Source organism: Micromonospora sp. NPDC005161, from assembly GCF_053599855.1.
Genome location: NZ_JBSFYQ010000002.1, coordinates 1 through 25,639 on the forward strand (window position 1 = coordinate 1; position 25,639 = coordinate 25,639).

The following is a 25,639-nucleotide window of genomic DNA, read 5'->3' on the forward strand; positions in this document are numbered from 1 at the left end:
GGCGACGTCCCGGTACGAACCTCGTGCAGTCGGTCGTCGGTGGCGTCCGGAGTGGTGAACCGCAGGGACCTCCACCCCCTGTGCGCTGTCGGAAGGTCCACTTGTGGACAGTGAGGTCGGGGTGTAACGGCAGGCCGACGCCCGGCGGTCAGGCGGCGGAGAACACGCCCTGGCGGAGCACCGGAACGACGTCCGACACGCCGACCTGGACGGCGACGTCGACGTCCTCGGCGAAGCCACCCTCGGTCAGCTCCCGGCCCGAGACGCTTCCCCGCACCGCGGCGGGCACGTCCGGAGTGCTCGCCAGCGCGGCGAGCGCCATGGCCGCCTCTACGGAGAGCCCACCCGGCACGCCGGAGAGGCCGTCGAGCACGCTGGCCGCGCCGAGCTGATCCTCCACCGACGGGCGCAGCGAACCGTCCGGCCACCGCTCCCCCGACGCGATCACGCCGATCGGGGCGTCCGTCGTGCCGTACCCCTGGCGGCGCAGCCAACGTCCGACGGCCCCGGCGTTGCGCAGGCACGCCGCGATCACCGGTAGCCCGGTGGCGCTGGCGGCGGCGCTGATCGCGGAGCCGTTCGGCGAGGGCAGCACCAAATCCGCCACCACCGGCGCGGTGCTCAGCGCGGCGGGCGAGAGCGACCACGGATGCTCCGCTGTCACCCGCCGACGGCCCACCGCGGCCACCGCGCCGACCCGCAGCGCGTACTCGGCGGCCTGCTCACCCCATGGGAACGGGTGCACCCGCATGCCCCGGCCGACCGCCACCTCCACCGAGGTGGTGAACGAGAGCACGTCCACCACCACCAGCGCGGCGCAGACCCGACCCAGCTCCGCCGCCCCGGTCAGCCCCCAGTCGAACCGGGCACCGGAGCCGGGTTGGCCGTAGACGGCGGCCGCCAACGCCTCAGCGCTCGTCAGGCGACGGCTCGGTGACACCGGAGTCAGCCTCGGACGACTCACCGGGCCCGGCGGGCTCGGTGTGCTCGACCGGGCTCTCGGCAGCCTCGGCGACCGGCTCGACGGCACCGGCCTGCGGAACCGGGCCGGCCGACGCGATCGGCTCGGAGACCACCGCCGCCACATCAACGGGCTCGGCAGCAACCGGCTCCGCCTGCGCGACCGGCAGCGGCACGGCCTCGACCGCCCCCGCCACGCCAGCAGCCGGTGCGGGCACCTCGACGGCGGCGGCGCCGCCGAAGAGGCGCGGCAACGTCTCGGTGTGCGCGGCGCGCAGCTCGTCCAGCCCGATCCGGAACTGGCCGTGCACCTCCAGCGCGCCGCCCGCCGGGTCGGTGACGCCGATCAGCTCGAACGGCACCCCGCGCTCGGCGCAGAGCGCCGCGAACGCCTTGTCGTGGCCGCGCGGCACCGACACCAGCGCCCGTGCGGCCGACTCGCTGAACAGGTAGACGAACGGCATCGAGCCGCCGGCGAAGTGCTCCGGCACCGCGATCCGAGCGCCGACGCCGCGGCGCAGGCAGGACTCGACCAGGCTCTGGGCGAGGCCACCGTCGGAGAGATCGTGCGCCGAGGTGAGGTGACCCACCCGGGCGGCCTCGGCCAGCAGGTCGGCCAGCGCCTTCTCGCGGGCCAGGTCGACCTGTGGCGGGATGCCGCCGAGGTGCTCGTGCGTCACCCAGGCCCACTCCGAGCCGGAGAGCTCCACGTTGGTCTCACCGAGCAGGTAGAGCTGGTCGTGGTCGCCACCGGCGCGCGGGACGAAGCCCATCGGGACCCGGTCGGCGACGTTGTCCAGCACGCCCAGCACGCCGACCACCGGGGTCGGGTGGATGGCCGCCGCGCCGGTCTGGTTGTAGAAGCTGACGTTGCCGCCGGTGACCGGGATGCCCAGCTCCAGGCAGCCGTCCGCCAGACCGCGTACGGCCTCGGCGAACTGCCACATCACGCCCGGGTCCTCCGGGGAGCCGAAGTTGAGGCAGTTGGTCACGGCGATCGGCTTCGCGCCGGTCACCGCCACGTTCCGGTACGCCTCGGCCAGCGCCAGCTTGGTGCCGTTGTACGGGTCGAGCCGGGCGTACCGGCCGTTGCCGTCCACGGACAGCGCCACGCCGAGCCCGGTCCGCTCGTCGATCCGGATCACGCCGCCGTCCTCCGGCTGGGCGAGCACGGTGTTGCCCAGCACGTAGCGGTCGTACTGCTCGGTGACCCAGGTCTTGTCGGCCAGGTTGGGCGACGCGATCATGCGCAGCACGGTCTCCCGCAGCGCCTCCGGGTCGGCCGGGCGGGGAAGCGTCTCGGCCCGGTCGGCCTGGAGCAGGATCAGGTCGGCCGGCTCACGCATCGGCCGCGCGTAGACCGGACCGTCGTCGACCAGCGAGCCCGGCGGCACGTCGACCACCAGGTGGTCCTGCCAGGTGATCAGCAACCGACCCGGGCTGCCGTCCGGCTCCGGCGCGGTGACCTCGCCGATGGCGGTGGCCAGCACGCCCCACTTCTCGGCGGTCTTGAGCACCGCGTCGAGCTTGTCCGGCTCGACGACCAGCAGCATGCGCTCCTGGGACTCGCTGGCCAGGATCTCGTGCGGGTCCATCGACGGCTCACGCAGCGGCACGCGCTCCAGCCAGACCCGCATGCCGGTGCCGGCCGCGGCGGCGGTCTCGGTGAGCGCGCAGGTCAGCCCGGCGCCGCCGAGGTCCTGGATGCCGACCACCAACTGGCCGTCGTACAGCTCCAGGCAGGCCTCGATCAGCAGCTTCTCGGTGAACGGGTCGCCGACCTGCACGGCGGGGCGGCGCTGCTCGCTGCCCTCGTCAAAGGTGGCGCTGGCCAGCACCGAGACACCGCCGATGCCGTCCCGGCCGGTCTTGGCGCCCATCAGCACGACCACGTTGCCGGGGCCGGCGGCGGCCTTGTTCTGCAACCGGTCGACCGGCAGCACGCCCAGGCAGAGGGCGTTGAGCAACGGGTTGCCCTGGTAGGAGGGGTCGAAGACCAGCTCGCCACCGATGTTGGGCAGGCCGAGGCAGTTGCCGTAGCCGCCCACGCCGGCGACCACGCCGGTGAGGACCCGGGCGGTGTCCGGGTGGTCCGCGGCGCCGAAGCGCAGCGGGTCCATCACCGCGACCGGGCGGGCGCCCATGGCGAGGATGTCCCGGACGATGCCGCCGACACCGGTCGCCGCACCCTGGTACGGCTCGACGAAGCTCGGGTGGTTGTGCGACTCGACCTTGAAGGTCACCGCCAGCTCGTCGGAGACCTGCACCACGCCGGCGTTCTCGCCGATGCCGGCGAGCAGCCGGTCGCTGTGCGGGGCCTTCTCACCGAATTGGCGCAGGTGCACCTTGCTCGACTTGTAGGAGCAGTGCTCGCTCCACATGATCGAGTACATCGCCAGCTCGGACTGGGTGGGCCGACGGCCGAGGATCTGCCGGATGCGGTCGTACTCGTCGTCGCGGAGCCCCAGCTCGGTGTACGGCTGGAGCTCTCCCGGGGTGCCACCGGCGCGCGGCACGGTGTCCACGCCCTCGGTCCAGTCGACGGCGGCCGGCTGGGCGGGAGCGGTCGCCGGGGCGGCGGGCTGCGCCGGGCTCGGCTCGGTCGGCTGCGCCGGGGCGGAGTACGCCTCCGGTGTGTCCCGTACCGGGTCCGGATGGGTGGTCATGACCTCTCCTCGCTGCGCTCGTGCCCGCCCGACCGGCGGTTGAGCTGACCGATGATCGTGCCGCCGGTCACCGCCCCACGCTTCGTTCGCGGTTCACTCCTCGCGCTCACGCCGGCGCCCCCACCAGGTGCTTGAGGACCGAGGTGAAGAAGCCGAGGCCGTCAAGCGAGGGGCCGGTGAGCGCCTCCACCGCGTGCTCGGGGTGCGGCATGATGCCGACCACGTTGCCGGCGGCGTTGGTGATCGCGGCGATGTCACGCTGCGACCCGTTCGGGTTGCCGCCGACGTAGCGGGCGACCACCCGGCCCTCGGCCTCGAGCTGATCCAGCGTGGCGGTGTCGGCGACGTAGCAGCCCTCGCCGTTCTTCACCGGGACGAGCACCTCCTGGCCGGGCTGGAACGCGTTGGTCCACGCGGTGCCGGCCGACTCGATGCGCAGGATCTGGTCCCGGTTGCGGAAGTGCAGGTGCTGGTTGCGGGTGAGCGCCCCGGGCAGCAGGTGCGCCTCGCAGAGGATCTGGAAGCCGTTGCAGATGCCGAGCACCGGCAGACCGCCCTGGGCGGCGTCCACGATCGTCTCCATCACCGGTGCGAACCGGGCGATGGCGCCGCAGCGCAGGTAGTCGCCGTAGGAGAAGCCGCCGGGCAGCACGACCGCGTCCACCCCGTGCAGGTCCGGGTCACCGTGCCAGAGCCGGACCGGCTCGGCCCCGGCGATCCGGACGGCTCGGGCCGCGTCCCCGTCGTCGAGCGAGCCGGGGAAGGTGACCACACCGACCCGGGCGGTCACGAGCGGGCGTCCGCGGTCTCGTCGGCCTCGACCAGGCGGACGGTGAAGTCCTCGATGACCGGGTTGGCGAGCAGTTTGTCGGCGATCTCCCGAGCTCGGTCCAGGTCCGGTTCACCGGTGAACTCGATCTCGATCCGCCTGCCGATCCGAACCGAGGCGACGTCGCTGACGCCGAGCCGGGGCAGCGCGTTTGCGACGGCCTGGCCCTGCGGATCGAGGATCTCGGGCTTGAGCATGACGTCGACGACGACGCGAGGCACTGGGCACTCCTGACTGTGTACGCAGTTGGGTGCCGACCCACAACGGGCGAGCGCAGCCAGCGTACCTGGCAGATACCGCCGCGGCCGCACCGGCCGGCTGCAGTTCAGGCAGTGCTCGGCACAACCGGCGGCCGGGACGGGCCGCCACGCGGGACACGCGGCCTCACCAGGGCATATATGGCGCTGAGGGTGGCCGAACCGTTACATTGATTAACCTCGATCAAATTCTTGAAAACAGCCGTCGGGGGCCCTACTGTATCGACATCGTTCGATGTCAGCGACGACGGGGACCCCCGCTGTCGCCCTCCCGCACCCGGCGACCCCGGGTCCGCCCCGCCCAAGGAGTCCACCCGATGCGCATCCGTCCCCTGCTCGCCCTGCTCGGCGTCGCGCTCGCCGGCGTCCTCGGCGCCGCGTCCGGCGCGACCGCCGCCCCGGCCGGCCCGCAACCCATCATCGGCGGCGGCACCGTCTCGTCCGCCCCCTGGGCCGCCGCCGTGATGAGCAACGGCTCGTTCACCTGCTCCGGCAGCGTCATCGCCCCGCAGTGGGTGCTCACCGCCCGGCACTGCATCAGCGGCACCATGTCGGTCCGGGTCGGCAGCGTCTACCGCTCCTCGGGCGGGGTCACCCGTACCGTCAGCGCCACCTACACCCGCAACGACCTGGCCCTCATGCGCCTCTCCAGCACGGTCAGCACCTCGGCGGTGAGCCTGGCCAGCAGCAACCCGCCGATCAACTCGACCAACTCGATCTACGGCTGGGGCATGACCTGCTACAGCGGCTGCTCGGCGTCCAGCCAGCTCAAGACCGCCACCGTCCGGGTGACCAGCAACAGCGCCACCGACGCGTACGGCGGCCAGGCGATCCGCAGCAGCAGGATCAACGGCAACGCCTGGCGGGGCGACTCGGGCGGCCCGCAGTTCTACAACGGCCAGCAGGTCGGGGTGGCCTCGACGGCCGACGGCTCCAGCATCCAGAACTACGGCAGTGTCGCGTACAACCGGGCCTGGATCACCTCGGTGGCCGGTGTCTGACAGTTAGCGCCCCGCGCGGCGTGGATGGCAGGCCCTGCGCCGGCCGTCCGCGCCGCGTCGTTTTGCAGCATCCGATCAGGTGAACAATGCGCACGATCGGGTCACGCCGCTCCTGACAGCATCGGAATCGTGCTGGTCGTGACGACGGAGCAACTGCCCGGCTACGAGATCCGCCAGATTCTCGGTGAGGTGGTGTCATCGATGGCCAGGACGCGCAACCCGTACCGCGAGGGGGTCAAGAACCTGCGCGGTGGCGCGTACGACCCGATGGCCCCGGACAACCTGACCCGCTGGCGCACCGACTCGGTGGCCCGGCTCGGCGAGGAGGCCCTGCGGCTCGGCGCCAACGCGGTGATTGGCATGCGGTTCGACAGCCGGGACTGCGGCGAGATGTGGATGGAGATCTGCGCGTACGGCACTGCGGTGATCGTCGCACCCGTCATGCCGGACGTCATGCCCGCCGACCAGCCCGCCATCGCTGCGGAGTCCGCGCAGCAGCCAACAGTCGTGGAGGCACCGGGCGGCATCGCCGAACCAGCCAGCGCCCCCAACCTCCGCACCGCGCCCGAAACCCCCACCGGCGATTGACCCAACCGCCCCGGCCCAGCCCGGGTCCCCCCGGCCCAGCCCGGTGATCATGAAGTTAGTGCCCTTCGCCTCGGCGTGTCGGGGCAATAACTTCATGATCAACCAGTGAAGGGTCCAGGGGGTTAGAGGATGGGGGGTGGGGAGTAGGTGGCGGCTTCGGGGTGGGCCGTGACCACCTCGGTGATGCGGCGGGTTACCGCTACCACCTGGGCGGAGGCGGCGCCGACGAAGGCGGTGCGGTCGGCGACCAGGGTGTCGATGTCGGCGCGGGACAGGTTGAGTCGGCCGTCCGCCGCGAGCCGGTCGAACAGGTCGTTCTCCGGCGAGCCCTTCTCGCGCATGGCCAGCGCCACCGCGACCGCGTGCTCCTTGATCACCTCGTGTGCGACCTCCCGCCCGACGCCGCGTCGGACCGCCGCCACCAGGATCTTCGTGGTGGCCAGGAAGGGCAGGAACCGCTCCAGCTCCCGATTGATCACGGCGGGGTACGCGCCGAACTCGTCGAGCACGGTGAGGAAGGTCTGGAACAGCCCATCGGCGGCGAAGAAAGCGTCCGGCAGTGCGACCCGGCGGACCACCGAGCAGGACACGTCCCCCTCGTTCCACTGGTCACCGGCCAGCTCGCCGACCATCGACAGGTAGCCCCGGATGATCACGGCGAAGCCGTTGACCCGCTCGGACGAGCGGGTGTTCATCTTGTGCGGCATCGCGCTGGAGCCGACCTGACCCGGCTTGAAGCCCTCGGTGACCAGCTCCTGGCCGACCATCAGCCGGATCGTGGTGGCCAGCGACGACGGCGCGGCGGCGGTCTGCGCCAGCGCGGCCAGCACGTCGAAGTCCAGCGATCGCGGGTAGACCTGCCCGACGCTGTCCAGCACCCGGGAGAAGCCCAGATGCTCGGCGACCCGGCGTTCCAGCTCGGCCACCTTGTCGGCGTCGCCGTCGAAGAGGTCGAGCTGGTCGGCGGCCGTGCCGACCGGCCCCTTGATCCCGCGCAGCGGGTAGCGGGCGATCAGTTCCTCCAGCCGCTCGTACGCGATGAGCAGCTCCTCCGCCGCCGACGCGAAGCGCTTGCCCAGCGTGGTGGCCTGCGCCGCCACGTTGTGTGAACGGCCGGTCATCACCAGCTCGGTGTGCTCGTGGGCGAGCCAGGCGAGCCGGGCCAGGGTGGCCACCACACGATCCCGGATCAGCTCCAGCGAGGCGCGCACCTGGAGCTGCTCGACGTTCTCGGTGAGGTCCCGGGAGGTCATCCCCTTGTGCACGTGCTCGAACCCGGCGAGCGCGCTGAACTCCTCGATCCGTGCCTTCACGTCGTGCCGGGTGACCCGCTCCCGCTCCGCGATGGAGGCGAGGTCCACCTGGTCGAGCACCCGCTCGTACGCCTCGACCACGCCGTCCGGCACGGCCACACCGAGATCGCGCTGCGCGCGGAGCACGGCCAGCCAGAGCCGCCGCTCCATCCGGACCTTCTCCTCCGGTGACCAGAGGGCGACCAACTCGGGCGAGGCGTACCGGTTGGCGAGCACGTTGGGGATCGTCGTCACGTACCTCATTGTCCCGCACGTGCCGGCCAGCACCCGGACCGGGCCGAGGATGCCCGCTCAGCGTTCGAGGATCGCCGTCACGCCCTGACCTCCGGCGGCACAGATCGAGATCAGCCCGCGTCCGCTGCCCTTCTCGGCCAGCAGCTTGGCGAGGGTCGCCACGATCCGCCCGCCGGTGGCGGCGAACGGGTGCCCGGCGGCCAGGGAGGAGCCGTTGACGTTCACCCGGTCCCGGTCGATGGCGCCGAGCGGGTCCAGGCCGAGCCGGTCCTTGCAGAACTCCGGCGACTCCCAAGCGGCGAGGGTGGCCAGCACCTGCGAGGCGAACGCCTCGTGGATCTCGTAGTAGTCGAAGTCCTGGAGCGTCAGCCCGGCCCGGGCCAGCATCCGGGGCACCGCGTACGCGGGGGCCATCAGCAGCCCCTCGTCACCGTGCACGAAGTCCACCGCCGCCGTCTCCGACCAGCTGAACCAGGCCAGCACCGGCAGGTTGTGCGCCTTCGCCCAGTCCTCGCTGGCCAGCAGCACCGTGGACGCGCCGTCGGTGAGCGGCGAGGAGTTGCCGGCGGTCATGGTGGCCCGCTCGGCGTCCGGGCCACGGGTGCCGAAGACCGGCTTGAGCGTGCCGAGCTTGTCCAGGCTGGTGTCGGGGCGGAGGTTCTGGTCGCGGGTGAGGCCCAGGTACGGCGTCATCAGGTCGTCGAAGAAACCCCGGTCGTACGCGGCGGCCAGCCGCTGGTGCGAGCGCAGCGCCAGCTCGTCCTGGGAGCGCCGGTCGATCTGCCAGCCCAGCGCGGTGCGGGCGGCGTGGTCTCCCATGGACAGCCCGGTACGCGGCTCGGCGTTGCGCGGGATCTCCGGCTTGAACGGCTGGAGCGGGCGCAGCTTCGCGGCGATCTTGAGCCGTTCGCCCAGGGTGCGGGCGGAGTTGAGCTTGAGCAGGGTCCGGCGCATCTCCTCGTTGACCGCCAGGGGCGCGTCGGAGGTGGTGTCGACGCCACCGGCGATGCCCACGTCCAGCTGCCCGAGGGCGATCTTGTTGGCGACCAGGATGGCCGCCTCCAGGCCGGTGCCGCAGGCCTGCTGGATGTCGTACGCCGGGGTGTGCGGGTCGAGCCGGGACCCGAGCACGACCTCCCGGGTCAGGTTGAAGTCACGGGAGTGCTTGAGCACCGCCCCGGCCACAACCTCGCCGACCCGCTGCCCGGCCAGCCCGTACCGGGCGATCAAACCGTCCAGCGCCGCGCCGAGCAGGTCCGCGTTGGACGCTTCCGCGTAGCGGGAGTTGGAACGGGCGAAGGGGATTCGGTTGCCCCCGATGACCGCGACCCGCCGGATGCTCTGCACGATCCGCCTCCTCGACATGTGTTGCTCGAACCCTACTCGCCAGTAGGCTACGCCCATGACCGACAGGTACGCGAGCTTCGTCCAATCGGCCGCCGGTCGCACGCTGGTCAAGCGCCTGGGGCTGCCCGACCCGCCGCGACTGCGCCGACACCACCCCGGCGACCCGCTGCTGCCCGGGCCGGCGCTGCTCGGCGCGGCCACCGGCGGCCGGCTCGCCGAGCCGGTCGCCAGGATCCTGACCACCGCCGGGGTCGAGCTGGCCGACCCGGCCGCCGCGACCCACACCGACACCCCGCAGCGGTACGGCGCACTGCTCTTCGACGCGACCGGAATCACCGACTCGACCGACCTGCGCCAGCTCTACGACTTCTTCCACCCGCAGGCCCGGGCCGTGCTGCCCAGCGGTCGGGTGATCGTGCTGGGCAATCCGCCGCGGGAGTGCCCGACGCCCCGTGCGGCGACCGCCCAGCGAGCCCTGGAGGGGCTGGTCCGCAGCATCGGCAAGGAGTTCGGCCGGGGCGTCACCGCCCAACTGGTGTACGTCACGAAGAACGCCGACGCGGCCACCCAGGTCAGTCTGGAGTCCACGCTCCGATTTCTTCTGTCCGGCCGGTCCGCGTACGTCTCGGGGCAGGTGATCAGGGTCGGCACCGGCACCGCGAGCGCGCCGGCCGACTGGGACCGCCCGCTGGACGGGCAGGTCGTGCTGGTCACCGGCGCCGCCCGGGGTATCGGTGCCGCGCTGGCACGGGTGCTCGCCCGCGACGGCGCAAAAGTGGTGGCGCTGGACATCCCCGCCGCCGGGGACGCCCTCGCAGCGGTGGCGAACGACATCGGCGGCACCGCCGTCCAGCTCGACCTGACCGCGCCGGACGCGCCGACCCGGCTCGCCGACCACCTGGCCAGCCGGCACGGCCGGGTCGACGTGGTGGTGCACAACGCCGGCATCACCCGCGACAAGACGCTCGGCCGGATGGACGCCGACCGGTGGGACCAGGTGATCGACGTCAACCTCTCCAGCCAGGAGCGGATCAACGACCTGCTGCTGGAGCGGAAGCTGATCCCCGCCGGCGGGCGGATCGTGTCGGTCTCCTCGATCGCCGGGATCGCCGGCAACCGGGGGCAGACCAACTACGCCACCAGCAAGGCCGGCGTGATCGGTCTGGTCGACTCGCTCGCCCCGGCCCTGCACGACCGGGGGATCAGCGTCAACGCGGTGGCCCCCGGCTTCATCGAGACCCGGCTGACCGCGCGCATCCCGCTGGTGGTCCGCGAGGCGGGTCGGCGGATGAACAGCCTGGCCCAGGGCGGGCTGCCGGTCGACGTGGCCGAGACGATCGGCTGGCTCGCCTGGCCGGCCAGCGGCGCAGTCAGCGGCAACGTGGTCCGGGTCTGCGGCCAGAGCCTGCTGGGGGCGTGATGGGCGCGCGGAGGAAGCCGGACGACGACGTCTCCCTGCACGAGCTGATCGACGGCCCGACGGAGGCGCTGTCGGCGGAGACGCTGGCCGCGGCAGGCTTGCCGGAATCGGGCGGCCGTACCCGGGTCGAACTGCCCCGGATGCCGGAAGCCGGGGCGCTCTACCTGCGGGCGTTGCTCGGCGCGCTGCCCGGCCTCGGCGGCGGGCGGCGCAGGCCCGGCCTGCCGGCGGTCGAGTTGGCCGCGAGCGGGGTCACCGTCGACCGGGCGCACCTGGCCGACTACGACCGGGTCTGCGGGTTTCGGCTCACCGACCGGCTGCCCGCGACGTTCCCGCACGTCATGGGCTTCCCGCTGGCCCTGCGGCTGATGACCGCGCCGGAGTTCCCCATTCCGCTGACCGGCGTGGTGCACGTGGGCAACCGGATCACCGTGCGCCGCCCGATCACCGCCGACGAGACCCTCGACTTCACGACGTACGCCCAGGACCTGCGCCCGCACGACCGGGGGCGGCAGGTGGACGTGGTGCTGGTCGGCTCGGTCGACGGGGAGGAGGTCTGGCGCGGCGTGTCGACGTACCTCGGTCGGGAGCGCAAGCCCGGAGGCGGTGAGCGGCGCGACCGGAGCGGACGGCCCGAGGCGCCGGTCGCCACGGCCCGCTGGCGGTTGGAGCCCCGCGTCGGCACGCGGTACGCGCGCGTCTCCGGGGACCACAACCCGATCCACACCTCCCTGCTCGGGGCGCGGCTGTTCGGCTTCCGCCGACCGATCGCGCACGGCATGTGGAGCAAGGCGCGCTGCCTGGCCGCACTGGAGAACCGGTTGCCGGATGCCTACACCGTCGAGGTCGCCTTCAAGTTGCCCGTACCGCTACCGAGCACGGCGAGCTTCGCCCTGCTACCGGACGGCGGGTTCGCCCTGCACGACTCGCGCGGTCGACCACATCTGGCGGGTCTCGTGAGCTGACGCCCCCGCCGAGTCGGATTCGGGCCTGGCAGGACCCGACCCTGCCGCTGGCCGACCCCCGCATCCGGTGGTGCTGACCTCGCACGGTCCTACCGCCGGTGACAAGACCCCGCACGGCCCACTGCTCGCCCCACCGGCTCTGGCCCGCTCGGTCTGACGCTCGTGGCCACACTCGGGTGATCCGGCGACTCGGCCACCCCGCCGGGTCGCACCCGGCGAGCATGAAGGCGTGGATTCCGCGCTCGACCTGCTCCGACAGCTGGTCACCTCACCCTGGGTGTACCTGCTGATCTTCGGGCTCACCGCGGTCGACGCGTTCTTCCCCGCGGTGCCGGGCGAGGCGGCGGTGATCACCGCAGCAGTGCTCGCCGCCAACGGCGGCCACCCCAACCTGGCCCTGGTGATCATCAGCGCCGCCCTCGGTGCGCTCGTGGGTGACCACATCTCGTATGCCATCGGGCGGGGCGGCGGCGCGCACCGGCTCGCCCGGTTTCCCGCCGGCAGCCGCCGGCAGGCCAGCACCAAGTGGGCCCGACGCGCGGTGGACCGGCGCGGCGGGGTGATCCTGACCACCTCCCGGTACGTGCCGGGTGGCCGGACGGCGGTCACCCTGACCATGGGCGCGGTGCGGTATCCCCGCCGGACGTTCCTGCTCTACGACACGATCGCGGCGATCACCTGGGCGCTGTACTGCGGTCTGCTCGGCTACTTCGGTGGACTGGTCTTCGAGCGCCACCCCATCAAGGGAATCCTCGCCGGGATCGGTCTCTCGGTGGCGATCACGTTCCTGCTGGAGTTGATCCGCTGGCTACGCCGCCGGGCGCGCCGCCACCCCACCCCCCGCCAGTGACCGGGCCGGGGTGGGCTGCCACCGCTCACAGCAGGTCCGCGTCGTGCACCAGGATCGCCAGCTGCACCCGGTTGTCCGCCTGGAGCTTCGCCAGCGCCCGACTGACGTGCGCCTTCACAGTGGCCTCGCTCATCGTGAGCCGCCGGGCGATCTCCGCGTTGCCGCGCCCGCGCGCCACCTCCCGGACGATGTCCAGCTCGCGGTCGGTGAGCCGGGTGAGCCGCTGGCGGGCCGCGTCCCGACGGGCAGGACCACGCTCGGCGAACGAGCTGATCAGTCGCCGGGTCACCGTCGGGGCGAGCATCGCGTTCCCGGCCGCCACCGTGCGGACGGCTGCGGCCAGCTCCCGGGGAGGGGTGTCCTTGAGCAGGAAGCCCACCGCTCCGGCCCGCAACGCCCGGTGCACGTACTCGTCGAGGTCGAAGGTGGTCAACATGACTACCTTGGGGCCGGCGGCGACCACCTCGGGCGCGGCGGTCAGCCCGTCGATGCCCGGCATCCGCACGTCGAGCAGCATCACGTCGGGGCGTAACCGGTGAGCCTGCTCCAGCGCGCCGGCACCGTCCGCCGCCTCGCCCACCACCACGATGTCCGGCGCCGCCTCCAGAATGAGCCGCAGCCCGGTGCGGACCAGTTGCTCGTCGTCGACCACCACCACCCGGATCACGCCGCACCCGCCACCGGGAGCAGGGCACGGACCAGGAACCCACCTTCCACGGGCGCCGCCTCCAGGCGGCCGCCGAGCAGCTCCACCCTCTCGCGCAGCCCGAGCAACCCGTGGCCGGCACCGGGCAGGGCCGGCCCGCCCGTGGACGGGCCGTTGCGGACCGCCACCTCCAACCCGCCCGGCAGGTAGCGCAGGCAGACCGTCGTCTCGGCGTCGGCGGCGTGCTTGCGCACGTTGGTCAGCGCCTCCCGCACCACCCGGTACGCGGTGCGTCCCACAGTTGCCGGCAGCGTCGTCGCCACGCCCTCGTCCCGCCGGGACACTCGCAGCCCGGCGGCGCGGGACTCCCCGATCAGTTCGTCCAGCGCGTCGAGTGCCAGCTCGGGCACCGGGGTGGCCTGTCGCAGCACGCCCAGTACCTCGCGCAGGTCGGTGAGCGCCTGCCGACCCGTCTCGCGGATCAGCGCGGCGGCCTCGACGGTCTCGGGGTGGGTGGCGGTCACCTCCAGCGCCCCGGCGTGCACCACCATCAGCGACACCCGGTGCGCCACCACGTCGTGCATCTCCCGGGCGATCCGGGTCCGCTCCTCGGCGCGGACCCGGTCGGCGCGGGCCTCCTGTTCGCGTTCCAGCCGCTCGGTCCGGTCTCGCAGGGCGGCGAGCGTGTCCCGACGGGCCCGCACCCAGAGGCCGACGACCAGGGGAAGCCCCACCAGGCAGGCGGTCAGCAGCAGCACGTTGCCGAAGGTGGCGGTGGTGAGTCGACGCACACCGCCCACTGCCAGCCCGACCAGCACGCCACCGGTCAGCACCAGGGCGACCCCGACGAGGTACCTGGTGAGCCGGCGGCCACGCAGCCGCAGGCCCGCCTGGTACGAGGCGACCACTCCGGGTGCCGCGGCGGCGAGCACCAGCCAGCTGACCGCGGCGGCCAGGAACAGTGGCCAACGGCGGGTCCGAACCAGGCCGACCGCCCAACCCGAAGCCAGCGCCACAAGCAGTGCGACGACCCCCGGCAACGGCGAGCGGACCCCGATCGCGCCGGTCGCGCTGGCCCATACGGCGGCGGCGACCACGACGGCGAGCAGCAGCGGGGCGTACCGGTCGACGACCCACCGCAGGACGACGGCTTGGGAAACCACGCAGCGAGCGTAGGGCTCCACTGCCGGATCGTGCCGTCCGCGCCCGATAGACCCGGGTGCGGTGGGGGAAGACCCCTACCCGCCGTCCGGGCCGGACGCTACCTAAGTCGTGTCGCTCGGCTGACCACTGGCCGATGGCGGCGGCCGCCGCCGGCACCAGCATCGGGATCATGGACCTGCTCGACCTGCTGCACCAGACAATGTCCTCGCCGTGGGTGTACCTGGCGATCTTCGCGATCGCGGTGCTCGACGGCTTCTTCCCGGTGGTGCCGAGCGAGACCGCAGTGATCACCACCGGGGTGTTCGCGGCATCCGGCGCGCCATACCTGCCCGCGGTGATCCTGGTTGCCGCCGCCGGGGCACTCGTCGGCGACCACGTCTCGTACGCCATCGGTCGGCGCGGTGGCGGCCGGCTGCTCGACCGGGTGCCGTCCGACGGACGGCGCCGGGCCGCCATCGAGTGGGCCCGTCGGGGGATCGCCAACCGGGGCGGCCTGATCCTCACCGTGGCCCGCTACGTGCCGGGCGGTCGAACCGCGGTCACCCTCACCATGGGAGCCGTCCACTACCCCCGTCGACGCTTCCTGGCCTTCGACGCGCTGGCCGCCGGCTCGTGGGGGCTCTACTCGGCGCTGGTCGGCTACCTCGGCGGGATGGCCTTCGAGCAGGACCCGGTGCGCGGCCTGCTGCTCGGTCTGGGTCTCGCCCTGACGGTGACCCTGGTCGTCGAGGTGGTCCGCTGGCTCCGCAACCGTCGCCGATCCGCAGGACCGGCTCAGACGGCCGAGCCGGTGGGTCGGACACCGGTGCGGTGATGTCCGGGCGGTCAGTCGGCCGGCGGACGCCAGGTGACGCCGTGCAGGAGTTGGCCGGCGCCGAGCCAGGCCACGTTCATCATCCGGGTCGCGGTCTTCTCCGGGTCGGCCTCCGGGTGGTCGGCGAGCCAGTCGGCCAGCGACTCGGTCGCGCCCACCAGGGCGTACGCGACGACCTCCAGGTCGACGGCGGTGACCTCGCGGCCCTCGGCGCGCAGCGCGTGGTCCAGCATCCCGGCGACCACCTCGACCAGCCGGGCCCGCATGGTGGTGAGCTCGCCGGCGAACGGCTGCTCGCCCCGGGCCTGCCGGTAGAGCACGGCCCAGCCGTCGCGGTACGCGCCGACGAAGCCGAAGAACGCCCGCAACCCTCGCCAGAGCCGTTCGTCGGCCGGCAGGTCGGGCGCGGCGGCGCCGGCGATGGCCTGCATCATCCGGGTGCCCTCCCGGTGCAGGCAGGCGACGAAGAGCTCCTCCTTCGTGCCGAGATACGCGTAGACCATCGGCTTGGAGATGCCGGCGTCCTCCGCGATCTCGTCCATGCTGGCGGCGTGGAAGCCACGCCGGGAGAAGACCTTCACGGCCGCGTCGAGCATCTGCTGCTCACGGACGGCCCGTGGCAGGCGCTTGAAGGCGGGAGCGGTGGACACCTTGCGAGCATACCTACTCGTGCGTAGGGTTACGCGCGAGTAGCCAAATCTTCCCGGAAGGCGCGTCTCATGACTGACTTCGACCCGGCCACCTTCGCCAACGTGGGCCCCAAGGAATTCGCCCAGCTGGTCAAGTCCACCCCGGACGACAAGATCGCCCAGGTGATGTCCGGTGATCTGCGCGGCAAGGTCCTGGGCGAGGTGTTCGACCGGATGCCGTCGCTGTTCCGCGCGGACCGGGCCGGCTCCACCAACGCGGTCATCCACTGGGTCATCACCGGTCGCCCGGACGGCGGCAGCGACACCTACGAGGTGGTCATCGCCGACGGCAAGTGCGACGTGAACGAGACCCCGCAGCACGACCCGAAGCTGAGCCTGACCATGGGCCCGGTGGAGTTCCTGAAGATCGTCTCCGGTGGCGCCAACCCGGTGATGATGTTCATGACCGGCAAGTTGAAGGCGAAGGGCGACCTCGGTCTGGCCGCCAACATCGCCAACCTGTTCGACATCCCCAAGGCCTGAGATGGCCGAGTTCTCGCTCGACCTGACCGAGGAACAGCGGGATCTGCGCGACTGGGTGCACGGCTTCGCCGCCGAGGTCGTGCGCCCGGCCGCCGCCGAGTGGGACGCGCGGGAGGACACCCCGTGGCCGGTGATCCAGGAAGCCGCCAAGGTCGGCCTCTACGGCTTCGAGTTCCTCGCCACCTGCTGGGCCGACCCGACGGGGCTCTCCCTGCCCATCGCCAGCGAGGAACTCTTCTGGGGTGACGCCGGCATCGGGCTGAGCATCTTCGGCACCGCGCTCGCCGTCGCCGCCATCTACGGCGCGGGCACCCCGGACCAGATGGTCGAGTGGGTGCCACAGTGCTTCGGCGACGTCGACTCGCCGGCCGTCGCCGCTTTCTGCACCAGCGAGCCGGAGGCCGGCTCCGACGTCGGCGCGATGCGCACCCGGGCGGTCTACGACGAGGCCACCGACGAGTGGGTGCTGACCGGGCAGAAGGCGTACGCCACCAACGGCGGGATCGCCGGGGTGCACGTGGTCACCGCCTCGGTCGACCCCACACTCGGCTCCCGAGGGCAGGCGGCGTTCGTCGTACCGCCGGGCACCCCCGGCCTGGCCGCCACCCGCAAGCTGCGCAAGCTGGGGCTGCGCGCGTCGCACACCGCCGACGTCTTCCTCGACGAAGTACGCGTGCCCGGGCGCTGCCTGCTCGGCGGCCGGGACGCCCTGCTGGAACGCCTGGACCGGGCCCGCTCCGGACAGCGGGCCAGCGGGCAGGCCGCGATGCGCACCTTCGAGCTGTCCCGACCCACCGTCGGCGCGCAGGCGCTCGGCGTGGCCCGGGCCGCCTACGAGTACGCCCTGGAGTACGCCAAGGAGCGGGTCCAGTTCGGACGGCCGATCATCGAGAACCAGGCGGTCGCGTTCGCGCTGGCCGACATGCGGATGGAGATCGACGCGGCTCGGCTGCTGGTCTGGCGGGCGTCCTGGATGGGCCGCAACAACCGCCCGTTCACCGCCGGCGAGGGGTCGATGTCCAAGCTCAAGGCCGGCGAGGTCGCGGTGTCGGTCACCGAGAAGGCGGTGCAGTTGCTCGGCGGAGCCGGCTTCCTGCGCGACCACCCGGTGGAGCGCTGGTACCGGGACGCGAAGATCTACACCATCTTCGAGGGCACCTCCGAGATCCAGCGGTTGGTGATCTCCCGGGCGATCTCCGGAATGCAGATCCGCTGATCACAGCGGTTGGGCAGCTCGGCGGATCCGGTGCATGATCGACAGCAGAGTCCGAGGATGGGCCCCTCCGGGGGCCCATCCGTGCACCACTGAAGGAGGCCCAAGGGCATGGACCTGCCGTTCGTCGTCGCCACGCTGACCCGACGCGGCCTGCTCACCCCCGGCCGACCCATCCGCGTCGCCGCACAGCTCAACGCCCTGCGCACCTGGGGCTGGAGCCTCGCCGGTGAGCTGCGCCAAGCCGCCGCCCGGGACCCCGGCCGGCCGGCGGTGCTCGACGAGCACGGCACCCAGCTGACCTATCAGGAGCTGCTCGACCGGGCCGAGCGGCTGGCCCGCGCGCTGCGCGCCGCGCTCGGCGTACAGGCCGGCGACCGGATCGGTCTGCTCTGCCGCAACCATCACGGCCTCATCGAGACGATCGTGGCCGCGACCCTGCTCGGCGTGGACTCGGTCCTGGTCAACACCGGCCTGTCCGCCGCGCAACTGGCCACCGTCGCCGAGGAGCAACGACTGCGGGTGCTGGTGCACGACGACGAGTTCGCCGAGCTGGTCCTCGGGCTCCCGGCCGAGCTGCACCGGGTCGACGAGCGCGCCCACGCGGAGCTGATCGCCGGGGCACTGCCGGGCGAGCTGCGCCCACCGGAGCGCGACGGCCGGATCATCGTGCTGACCTCCGGCACCACCGGCTCGCCCAAGGGCGCCCGCCGGCCCACCCCGAACGGCTTCGGCCCACTGCTGTCCATCATCGACCGGATCCCGCTGCACACCCGGGACACGGTCATGATCGCCGCACCGATCTTCCACACCTGGGGATACGCGGCGCTGCAGGTGTCCTTCGCGCTGCGGGCCACCATCGTGCTGCACCGCCGCTTCGACCCGGCCGCCGCGCTGGCGGCGCTCGCCGCGCACGGGTGTGACGCCCTCTTCGCCGTACCGGTGATGCTCCAACGGCTGCTGGAGGTGCCAGCACCGGACCCGCGGCCCGCGCTGAAGGTGGTCGCGGTCAGCGGCTCGGCGCTGCCCGGCGGGCTCGCCCCGGCGTTCATGGACGCCTACGGCGACGTGCTCTACAACCTGTACGGCTCGACCGAGGTCTCCTGGGCCTCCATCGCCGGGCCGGCCGACCTGCGGGAGGCACCCACCACCGCCGGCCGCCCCCCGCACGGCACCCGGTTGGAGATCCTCGACGACAACGGCGAGCCGGTGCCCGGCGGCCGGGTCGGCCGGATCCTCGTCGGCAACGAGATGCTGTTCGAGGGGTACACGTCAGGCGCGACCCGGGAGACCCACGACGGCCTGCTCGACACGGGCGACCTCGGCCGGGTCAACGCCGACGGCCTGCTCTTCGTCGACGGCCGCGCGGACGACATGATCGTCTCCGGTGGTGAGAACGTCTTTCCCTCCGAGGTGGAGGACCTGCTCGCCCGGCTGCCGCAGGTTCGTGAGGCCGCGGTGATCGGAGTGCCCGACCCGGAGTACGGCCAGCGGCTCGCCGCTTTCCTCGCCCTGCACCCCGGCGAGACGCTCGACCCCGAGGCGGTCCGCGAGTACGTCCGGCACTACCTGGCCCGCTTCTCCGTACCCCGTGATGTGATCTTCGTGAAGTACCTGCCGCGCAACGCCACCGGCAAGGTGGTCAGCCGCGAACTGCGCCGCTACTACGGCTGAGCCCGGTCAGGGATAGAGCGTCAGGCCGGGCGTGGTGGCGATGGCCGTCAACTGCTCCATGCTGATCAACCGCGGCGGGGCGGGATCCAGCGAGCGGGGACCGTCGGGATTCTTGTCGAGGTTCTCGACCATGGTCAGGAAGTTGCTGGTGCTCACCAACACGTGGGTGCCGTCGGTTCGCCACACCTGCGCCGAACGCTGGTCCACCCCCTTGTGCATCGGATTCAGCGCTGTGCTGGTAGTGAGAAGGCTGCCATCCGCAAGACGGGTGCTCGTGCAGCTGCTGCCATCCGTCACGGCATCGCATCCCCGCGGCTCGTCGACACCCGCCGGGCCCAGCGTCACGGACAGATCCTCGACCTGCTCTCCCCTCCTGACTTCCGGGCTGGTCCCGTAGGACGGCGTGCTCGGGGAGTAGCGGAACTGGACCAGGTCACAGGTGGGCTGCCGATTGGTGATTGTCAGCCCGGCCGGCAGGTGCTCCTCCAGGGCCCGTCGCAGCACGCCGGTCAGCCGGGCCACGCCCTCGTCGGGGGGCTCGGTCGGGCGGGCGCGCACCGTGTCGTACGTCTGAAGTGGCGGTTCGGGCCGATTGGACGGCCGTTTCCATTCCGCACAGAGCGACGGGCCGGCGGACGGTGAGCCGCCCGGCAGCTTCAGAGTGTCCGGAACCGGCCCGACCACCAGTGCCGATGTCAGCGCGAGCGCGACAACCGCCGTCCCCGTACCCGCCATCGCCCAAGCACGGTGGCGGCGGTCCTGCCGGTCGTCGGCGATCAGCCGGTCGACGTCGATTCCGGTGGGCGGCGACGACGCCACCGCCGCGCGCATCTGGTCGGAGAGTTCATCCATCGGTGCCTGCCTCCTCGGCTCGCTCCGACGCACCGACGAGGCGCCCCCGCAGCGCCTCGATCGCCCGCGCCGACTGGCTCTTGACGGTGCCCGGGGTACAGCCCAGTTCGCGCGCGGTCTCCTCGACGGACAGGTCGCAGAAGTAGCGCAGCACGAGGACCGCGCGCCGGCGTGGTGGCAGCTCGGCCAGCAGGGCGAGGATGGTCAGCCGGTCCGCCGTGCCCTCGGTGCCGCCGCCCGTCGCCGGACGGTCCGGCACCTCCGCCCAGGCGGCCTCCCGCCGCCAGGGCCGGCGCCGCTCGTCCAACCAGACCCGCAGGAGGGTACGGCGGACGTATGCGTCCGGACTGTCCATCCCGGACACACGGCGCCAGTGCCGGAGCAGCTTCACCAGCGTCGCCGACACGAGGTCGTCGGCCGTGTGCCAGTCACCGCAGAGCAGGTACGCGGTGCGGCGCAGCGGCTCCAGCCGCGCACCCACGTACTCGCGGTAACCCTCGATGTCGGCCGGCAATCCAGCCACCTCCTCGCCTCACGGTTCAAACGGAGGCGGGACGGGCGAGGGTTGCCCGAATCAGCCGGGAATTCTGATCCGGCCGTCGATTGCAGCGGCGGCGATGTCGGTGCGGTGCTGCGAGCCGGCCAGCTCCACCCCGTCCACCAGGGCGTACGCGGCAGCCCGTGCGGCGGCCAGGTCGGTGCCGGTGGCCGTACCGCAGAGCACCCGGCCACCAGCGGAGACCAGGGCCCCGTCGTCGGCCCGGCGGGCGGTGCCGGCGTGAATGATGCCCGGCCGGTCCGCGCCGGTGATCACGTCGCCGGTACGCGGCGCGGCCGGATAGCCCTCGGCCGCGAGCACTACGGTGACCGCGGCGCCGGACCGCCAGCGCAGCGGCGGGTGCCCGGCCAGCGTGCCGGTGGCCGCCGCCTGCAGCAGCCCGCCCAACGGCGTCTCCAGCAGCGCCAGCACCACCTGGGTCTCCGGATCGCCGAACCGGGCGTTGAACTCGATCACCCGGGGGCCCGCGGCGGTCATCGCGAGCCCGACGTAGAGCAAGCCGCCGAACGGGGTGCCGCGGCGGCGCAACTCGGCCAGGGTGGGGTGGACCACGTCGCGCATGACCTCGTCGACCAGGCCGGGCGAGGCCCAGGGCAGCGGCGCGTACGCGCCCATGCCGCCGGTGTTCGACCCGGTGTCACCGTCGCCGATCCGCTTGAAGTCCTGCGCGGGCAGCAGCGGCAGCGCCGCCTCGCCGTCGGTCACCACGAAGAGGCTGACCTCCGGCCCGTCTAGGAACTCCTCGACCACGACCCGGCCACACTCGCGGGCGTGCGCCAGGGCGACGGACCGGTCGTCGGTAACCACCACGCCCTTACCGGCGGCGAGCCCGTCGTCCTTCACCACGTACGGCGCGCCGAACTCGTCCAGCGCCCGTCCGGTGCTCTCGTCATCCGTGCAGGTGTAGGCCCGCGCGGTCGGGACACCGGCGGCGGTCATCACGTCCTTGGCGAACGTCTTGGAACCCTCCAGCCGGGCAGCCTCGGCCGACGGCCCGAACACGGCGATGCCCTTGGCGCGTACCGCGTCGGCGACCCCGGCGACCAGCGGCGCCTCCGGCCCGATCACCACCAGGTCCGCCGCGGTCTCCACGGCCAGCGCGGCCACCGCGGCCGGGTCGGTCGGAGTCACCGCCCGCAACTCGGCCACGCTGGCGATCCCCGGATTGCCCGGCGCCGCGATCAGCGCCGTAACGGCCGAATCGTTGGCCAACCCGAGCGCGAGCGCATGCTCCCGACCCCCACCACCCACCAGAAGAACCCGCACGACCCAGGATCCTACTGTCCCCCACCCCCACCCCCGTTGATCATGGGGTTGGCGGGCCCTTTGGCGATCCACTGAGCCGCCAACCTCATGATCGACGAGAGCGGGCGGCGGCGAGGGCTTGGCGGACCGCCCAGGGGATGTAGTCCGGCTGGAGGGTGTCCGACCAGGTGAAGCGGAGGACGGTCCAACCGGCGTTGACCAGGCGGTTCTGACGGCGGCGGTCGGCGAAGGCCGCCTGCGGCGAGGCGTGCGCGTCCCGGCCGTCGGCCTCTGCGATCACCCGCGGGGCGCGCCAGCCGAGGTCGCCGATTCCGAGCAGATAGCCGTCGACGTCGCGGATCTCTAGCTGCAACGCGTCGGGCGGCACTGCCGTCGACGCAGCGGAGTCGGGTACGGGTCTCCAGCGGCGACTGCGCCCGCCCGTCCGCCTCTGCCAGACAGACCCGCGCCGCGACCGCACCCCGCCGGCCGCAAATCAGGCTCGGGATCATCGCCAGTTGCGCTGAGGTGAGCCGGCCCTGGTTCAGCGCTGAGTCGAGGACAGAGACCGCTGGGTAACGATCGACTTGGAGAATGACGTCGGAGACGGTCCGGAGCGGAGAGGTGGCACGGACACCCGCGACCACGGTGATGTCGCCGGGACCGACGGTCAACTGGTGCACGACGAGCCACGGCGCCAAAGCGCGCTGGGGTCGTGGCCGGTCAATCGCAACCGAGACGTGAACCTGCGAAGCCCGGCGAAGACCCGCGATGCCGTACAGCTCCAGTGCGGTGTCGAAGACAGCGAAGGCACCTGGGCCAAGGCTTGTCACCGCTGCCCGAACCCGCGCCCGGTGCAATGCCGCGTCACTCAACTCGGCGGTCGGCACGAAACAGCTCCGGACGAGGCGTTGCCACCTGCCGGATCGGCAAAGCTGTCGGACCTGATCCCTGGTCAGGCCGGCGCGTAACGCTTGCGCCAGGGTGACCATCCCATCCTGCCCGGCCGCGACGTCGCGAAGAAGCTGGTGTGGTCCCACCGCCCCACTCTGCCCACGCACCCCACCCCACCAAAGCCCCTGTGGATAACCCCCACAACCCTGTGGAGAACCAGTTCCCACACAGTTGACCAAGAGGTTCGCGTCAGTTTGGAGCCGGATCCTGACGCAAACCTCTTGATCAGCGGGGTGAGAGGCCGGGGGGCCGGGGTGGGGTTAGGGGAGGAGGGGGTGGAGGAGGACGTTTTCGTCGCGGCCGGGGCCTACGCCTACGACGCTGACTCTGGTGTTGCAGAGTTCCTCTACGCGGGCGATGTAGCGGCGGGCGTTCTCCGGCAGTTCGTCAGCGGTGCGGGCCTTCGTGATGTCTTCCCACCAGCCGTCGAGCTCCTCGTACACGGGCGTGGCGTGGTGAAAGTCCGTCTGGCTCATCGGCATGTCGTCGACCCGGACGCCGTTGATCTCGTAGCCGACGCAGATCGGCACCTTGGGCAGCCCGGTGAGCACGTCCAGCTTGGTGATGACCAGGTCGGTGACGCCGTTGAGGCGGCAGGCGTACCGGGCGACCACCGCGTCGAACCACCCGCACCGGCGTTCCCGCCCGGTGGTCGTGCCGTACTCCGCGCCGATCTTGCGAAGGTGCTCGCCGCTGGCGTCGAACAGTTCGGTCGGGAACGGGCCCGCGCCGACCCGGGTGGTGTACGCCTTGCTCACCGCGATCACCTTGCTGATCGCGGTCGGCGGGATGCCAGCACCCACGCAGGCGCCACCGGCCGTCGGGTTGGATGACGTCACGAAGGGGTACGTGCCGTGGTCCATGTCGAGCATGGTGGCCTGGGCGCCCTCGAGCAGCACCGTCTCGTGCCGGTCCAGCGCGTCCCAGAGCATCGCCCGGGTCTCCGCGATGTACGGCTTGAGCCGCTCCGCGTATCCCAGGTACTCCTCGACGGTCGCCTCGAGGTCGATCGCCTTGCGGTTGTAGACCTTGAAGAGGATCTGGTTCTTCTCGCGCAGCGCGAGTTCCAGCTTCTTGCGCAGGATGCCCGGGTCGAGCAGGTCCTGGAGCCGGATGCCGATCCGGGCCACCTTGTCGCCGTACGCCGGGCCGATACCCCGGCCGGTGGTGCCGATCCGGGACGAGCCGAGGTACCGCTCGATCACCCGGTCCAGCGCCCGGTGGTGCGGCATGATCAGGTGCGCGTCGCCGGAGATCCGCAACCGGGACACGTCCACGCCCCGCTCGGCCAGCCCGTCGATCTCGGTGAGCAGCACCTTCGGGTCGACCACCACGCCGTTGCCGATGACGATCATCGCGCTCGGCGAGAGCGCGCCGGAGGGCATCAGGTGCAGTGCGTACTTCTGGCCGTCCGGGGTGATCACCGTGTGGCCCGCGTTGTTGCCACCGGAGTAGCGCACGACGTAGTCGACCCGCTCACCCAGCAGGTCGGTAACCTTGCCCTTGCCCTCGTCGCCCCACTGAGCGCCGAGGAGCACGATCGCTGGCATCTTTTCCGCCTCCAGAAGGCTCGGGTGCCAGGTGGCGACCGGTTGGCGAGCCCGGGGTGTCAGGTTAACAAGTAGTGACGGCGCGGCCGGCAGGGGTCGCGGCGAGAGGCAGGAGGCTCCTTCGGTGTACGACGTGGTGCTGCTCACCCTCGGTTCGGAGCGGGACGCTTCCGGGGCGTGCGGCAGCGGCGGGACCTGCTGCGGCGGTGCGACCGGAGCCGACACCGACCCGGTAACCGGCGGTGACACGACCGGCGGTGACACGACGGGTGACGGCGGTGGGGCGCGGGGCGATGCGGACGGGTGCGCCACCGAGCGGCCCCGGGTGCCGGTGCTGGCCTGCGCCGACGCCCTGACCGCCCGGGGCGCCCGGGTGCAGACGGTCACCGCGCGTTCGGACGCCGAGATCGACGAGGCGCTGTCCCGTCTCGACGGTCCGCCGCGCCCGGACGGCCTCACCTGGCCGGACCCGGACGGCAAGACCCGGCTGGTCGTCGCCACGGCCAGCGACGGGCAGTTGCGCGCCGTGCTGCGCCGGCTGGTCCGGCGGTACGCGCCAGCGCCGAGCCGCCGCCCGGCGGACCTGCCCGCCGATCGAACCCTGCCCGACCTGCCCCCGGTTGCCGTACTCCCGCTCGACCCGGCGCGCGGCGGCACCCACCGGGACCTGGCCGCGCAGCTCGGGCTGCCCCGCGACCCCGCTGCGGTGGCCGCCGCGGTGCTGGACGGCACGCCGCGCCGGCTGGATCTGCTGCGCAACGACGGCGGCTCGGTGACCCTGGACGGCGCCCTGTTCGGCGCCGCCGACGACGCCGGCCGGCCGCTGCACTGGCGGGCCCGGGTCGAGGTGGACGACACCGTCCTCACCGACGGTGACGAACTGCTGCTGGCCTGTGCGATCGGTAACGCCGGTGGGTACGCGATGCTCGACGACGTGACGCTGCTGGCCGCGCCGGACCCGGCCGACGGCCAGGTCGAGGTCGCGGTGGCCGTGCCGGTGGTCGGCCGCTCGGCGCTGGGCAGGAAGCGGGTACGCCTGGAGGTGCGGCGTGCTCGCGGGCGGGCGGTGTCGGTGCTGCCCCGGGAGGGAACGGTGCCCTACCTCGACGACGGTGTCGAAGGCGAGCTGACCCGGAAGCGGTCCTGGTGGATCGAACCGGGTGCCTGGGCGGTCTGGGCGATCTGACCCCGGCTGCGCCGACCGACCCTCGTCGGCCGGTGGGCCTATCCTCGCAGGAGGACTGGGGAGGAACCGTAATGGACGAGAACGCCGACCGGGCACAGCTGCCCGGCCAGCAGCCGGTGCCGGAGCGGGACATCGAACCACTCTGGCCACCGGATCCGGCCGACCCGGGAGCGGATACCG

General features: G+C 72.4%; 25 protein-coding genes. 11 read left to right on the forward strand and 14 right to left on the reverse strand.

Going from position 1 to position 25,639, the window contains the following annotated elements:
- Positions 1–148: 148 nt before the first annotated feature.
- From ACWD5O_RS02120 to purS, 4 genes are all read right to left on the reverse strand, one after another.
- Positions 149–904, reverse strand: a complete 756-nt coding sequence (locus ACWD5O_RS02120; protein WP_450084479.1) for a 2-phosphosulfolactate phosphatase — start codon at positions 902–904, stop codon at positions 149–151.
- Positions 905–908: 4 nt separating this feature from the next.
- Positions 909–3,626 (reverse strand): phosphoribosylformylglycinamidine synthase subunit PurL, encoded by a 2,718-nt coding sequence (gene purL, locus ACWD5O_RS02125; RefSeq protein ID WP_450084366.1) that lies wholly within the window; start codon positions 3,624–3,626, stop codon positions 909–911.
- 106 nt (positions 3,627–3,732) lie between these two features.
- Positions 3,733–4,416, reverse strand: coding sequence for a phosphoribosylformylglycinamidine synthase subunit PurQ (gene purQ, locus ACWD5O_RS02130; RefSeq protein ID WP_450084367.1), 684 nt, complete (start codon positions 4,414–4,416; stop codon positions 3,733–3,735).
- Positions 4,413–4,676 (reverse strand): phosphoribosylformylglycinamidine synthase subunit PurS, encoded by a 264-nt coding sequence (gene purS / locus ACWD5O_RS02135; protein ID WP_030332194.1) that lies wholly within the window; start codon positions 4,674–4,676, stop codon positions 4,413–4,415. The genes purQ and purS overlap by 4 nt, the downstream gene beginning before the upstream one ends.
- A 353-nt stretch (positions 4,677–5,029) precedes the next feature.
- On the opposite strand from purS, the gene ACWD5O_RS02140 reads away from it, so the two are divergent.
- Positions 5,030–5,713 (forward strand): S1 family peptidase, encoded by a 684-nt coding sequence (locus ACWD5O_RS02140; protein ID WP_450084368.1) that lies wholly within the window; start codon positions 5,030–5,032, stop codon positions 5,711–5,713.
- A 24-nt stretch (positions 5,714–5,737) separates the two neighbouring features.
- Positions 5,738–6,301, forward strand: coding sequence for a YbjQ family protein (locus tag ACWD5O_RS02145; protein WP_450084369.1), 564 nt, complete (start codon positions 5,738–5,740; stop codon positions 6,299–6,301).
- Between the two features lie 122 nt (positions 6,302–6,423).
- Here ACWD5O_RS02145 and purB read toward each other — a convergent pair whose 3' ends face one another.
- Positions 6,424–7,848, reverse strand: a complete 1,425-nt coding sequence (gene purB / locus ACWD5O_RS02150) for an adenylosuccinate lyase (protein WP_450084370.1) — start codon at positions 7,846–7,848, stop codon at positions 6,424–6,426.
- Between the two features lie 57 nt (positions 7,849–7,905).
- A complete protein-coding gene (locus tag ACWD5O_RS02155) occupies positions 7,906–9,195 on the reverse strand; it encodes an acetyl-CoA C-acetyltransferase (protein ID WP_450084371.1) in 1,290 nt (429 codons plus the stop codon).
- 55 nt (positions 9,196–9,250) lie between these two features.
- Here ACWD5O_RS02155 and ACWD5O_RS02160 point away from each other — a divergent pair, with 55 nt between their 5' ends.
- From ACWD5O_RS02160 to ACWD5O_RS02170, 3 genes are all read left to right on the forward strand, one after another.
- A complete protein-coding gene (locus ACWD5O_RS02160; RefSeq protein WP_450084372.1) occupies positions 9,251–10,615 on the forward strand; it encodes a 3-oxoacyl-ACP reductase in 1,365 nt (454 codons plus the stop codon).
- A gap of 140 nt (positions 10,616–10,755) precedes the next feature.
- Positions 10,756–11,580, forward strand: a complete 825-nt coding sequence (locus ACWD5O_RS02165) for a MaoC family dehydratase (protein WP_450084480.1) — start codon at positions 10,756–10,758, stop codon at positions 11,578–11,580.
- Positions 11,581–11,809: 229 nt separating this feature from the next.
- The gene (locus ACWD5O_RS02170; RefSeq protein WP_450084373.1) at positions 11,810–12,430 is read left to right on the forward strand and encodes a DedA family protein; all 621 of its coding nucleotides are present in this window, start codon (positions 11,810–11,812) and stop codon (positions 12,428–12,430) included.
- Between the two features lie 25 nt (positions 12,431–12,455).
- Here ACWD5O_RS02170 and ACWD5O_RS02175 read toward each other — a convergent pair whose 3' ends face one another.
- Positions 12,456–13,097, reverse strand: coding sequence for a response regulator transcription factor (locus ACWD5O_RS02175; protein WP_354966491.1), 642 nt, complete (start codon positions 13,095–13,097; stop codon positions 12,456–12,458).
- Positions 13,094–14,239 (reverse strand): sensor histidine kinase, encoded by a 1,146-nt coding sequence (locus ACWD5O_RS02180; RefSeq protein WP_450084374.1) that lies wholly within the window; start codon positions 14,237–14,239, stop codon positions 13,094–13,096. Before ACWD5O_RS02180 ends, ACWD5O_RS02175 begins: the two co-directional genes overlap by 4 nt.
- Positions 14,240–14,373: 134 nt before the next feature.
- On the opposite strand from ACWD5O_RS02180, the gene ACWD5O_RS02185 reads away from it, so the two are divergent.
- Complete coding sequence (locus ACWD5O_RS02185; protein ID WP_450084375.1) at positions 14,374–15,054, forward strand: DedA family protein; 681 nt, start codon at positions 14,374–14,376, stop codon at positions 15,052–15,054.
- A gap of 11 nt (positions 15,055–15,065) precedes the next feature.
- Here ACWD5O_RS02185 and ACWD5O_RS02190 read toward each other — a convergent pair whose 3' ends face one another.
- Positions 15,066–15,704, reverse strand: a complete 639-nt coding sequence (locus tag ACWD5O_RS02190) for a TetR/AcrR family transcriptional regulator (RefSeq protein ID WP_354966489.1) — start codon at positions 15,702–15,704, stop codon at positions 15,066–15,068.
- Positions 15,705–15,773: 69 nt separating this feature from the next.
- Here ACWD5O_RS02190 and ACWD5O_RS02195 point away from each other — a divergent pair, with 69 nt between their 5' ends.
- The 3 genes from ACWD5O_RS02195 (at position 15,774) to ACWD5O_RS02205 (ending at position 19,113) form a co-directional block, all read left to right on the forward strand.
- Complete coding sequence (locus tag ACWD5O_RS02195) at positions 15,774–16,226, forward strand: SCP2 sterol-binding domain-containing protein (protein WP_354966488.1); 453 nt, start codon at positions 15,774–15,776, stop codon at positions 16,224–16,226.
- Position 16,227: 1 nt separating this feature from the next.
- Positions 16,228–17,442 carry an acyl-CoA dehydrogenase family protein gene (locus ACWD5O_RS02200; RefSeq protein WP_450084376.1) on the forward strand — a complete coding sequence of 405 codons (1,215 nt, stop codon included), beginning with the start codon at positions 16,228–16,230 and terminating at the stop codon, positions 17,440–17,442.
- Positions 17,443–17,550: 108 nt separating this feature from the next.
- Positions 17,551–19,113: an AMP-binding protein gene (locus ACWD5O_RS02205; RefSeq protein ID WP_450084377.1), complete on the forward strand. Its 1,563-nt coding sequence runs from the start codon at positions 17,551–17,553 to the stop codon at positions 19,111–19,113.
- A gap of 6 nt (positions 19,114–19,119) precedes the next feature.
- On the opposite strand, the gene ACWD5O_RS02210 is transcribed toward ACWD5O_RS02205, so the two are convergent.
- The 4 genes from ACWD5O_RS02210 to ACWD5O_RS02225 all read right to left on the reverse strand — a co-directional run bounded on the left by ACWD5O_RS02210 (position 19,120) and on the right by ACWD5O_RS02225 (position 22,157).
- Positions 19,120–19,944: a hypothetical protein gene (locus ACWD5O_RS02210; RefSeq protein ID WP_450084378.1), complete on the reverse strand. Its 825-nt coding sequence runs from the start codon at positions 19,942–19,944 to the stop codon at positions 19,120–19,122.
- 13 nt (positions 19,945–19,957) lie between these two features.
- Complete coding sequence (locus ACWD5O_RS02215; protein ID WP_450084379.1) at positions 19,958–20,488, reverse strand: SigE family RNA polymerase sigma factor; 531 nt, start codon at positions 20,486–20,488, stop codon at positions 19,958–19,960.
- Between the two features lie 51 nt (positions 20,489–20,539).
- Positions 20,540–21,790 (reverse strand): phosphoribosylamine--glycine ligase, encoded by a 1,251-nt coding sequence (purD, locus tag ACWD5O_RS02220; protein ID WP_450084380.1) that lies wholly within the window; start codon positions 21,788–21,790, stop codon positions 20,540–20,542.
- Between the two features lie 85 nt (positions 21,791–21,875).
- Positions 21,876–22,157, reverse strand: coding sequence for a DUF559 domain-containing protein (locus ACWD5O_RS02225; protein WP_450084381.1), 282 nt, complete (start codon positions 22,155–22,157; stop codon positions 21,876–21,878).
- A gap of 289 nt (positions 22,158–22,446) precedes the next feature.
- Between ACWD5O_RS02225 and ACWD5O_RS02230 the strand changes: the two genes are divergently transcribed.
- Positions 22,447–22,740, forward strand: a complete 294-nt coding sequence (locus ACWD5O_RS02230; protein WP_450084382.1) for a hypothetical protein — start codon at positions 22,447–22,449, stop codon at positions 22,738–22,740.
- A 243-nt stretch (positions 22,741–22,983) separates the two neighbouring features.
- On the opposite strand, the gene ACWD5O_RS02235 is transcribed toward ACWD5O_RS02230, so the two are convergent.
- Positions 22,984–24,273, reverse strand: coding sequence for an adenylosuccinate synthase (locus tag ACWD5O_RS02235; protein WP_354966482.1), 1,290 nt, complete (start codon positions 24,271–24,273; stop codon positions 22,984–22,986).
- A gap of 124 nt (positions 24,274–24,397) precedes the next feature.
- Here ACWD5O_RS02235 and ACWD5O_RS02240 point away from each other — a divergent pair, with 124 nt between their 5' ends.
- Positions 24,398–25,459, forward strand: coding sequence for a hypothetical protein (locus ACWD5O_RS02240; protein WP_450084383.1), 1,062 nt, complete (start codon positions 24,398–24,400; stop codon positions 25,457–25,459).
- Positions 25,460–25,639 lie beyond the last annotated feature (180 nt).